Source organism: Staphylococcus sp. EG-SA-14, from assembly GCF_017151935.1.
GTDB lineage: Bacteria > Bacillota > Bacilli > Staphylococcales > Staphylococcaceae > Staphylococcus > Staphylococcus aureus.
On record NZ_JACVZM010000075.1, the window covers coordinates 1 to 372 of the forward strand.

The following is a 372-nucleotide window of genomic DNA, read 5'->3' on the forward strand; positions in this document are numbered from 1 at the left end:
ATTGAATGGCTTCGCTTTCCTAGGGTGCCGTCTCAGCCTCGGTCTTCGACTGGCACTGCTCCCTCAGGAGTCTCGCCATTAATACTACGTATTAACATGTAATTTTACTTTTAAATACTTTAAAAAAATAAGACACTTTCGTATAATTTAATAAATACCACTAAACTAAATTAACGAGGTGCCTTATGTATAAAAATTATAACATGACCCAACTTACACTACCAATAGAAACTTCTGTTAGAATCCCTCAAAATGATATTTCGCGATATGTTAATGAAATTGTTGAAACGATACCTGATAGCGAATTCGATGAATTCAGACATCATCGTGGCGCAACATCCTATCATCCAAAAATGATGTTAAAAATCATCT

1 protein-coding gene is annotated in these 372 nt (G+C 34.9%); it reads left to right on the top strand.

The window, feature by feature from the left end:
- Positions 1 to 185: 185 nt before the first annotated feature.
- A partial coding sequence (locus IDG63_RS14345) for a transposase (RefSeq protein WP_000277704.1) occupies positions 186 to 372 on the top strand: 187 nt, incomplete at its 3' end.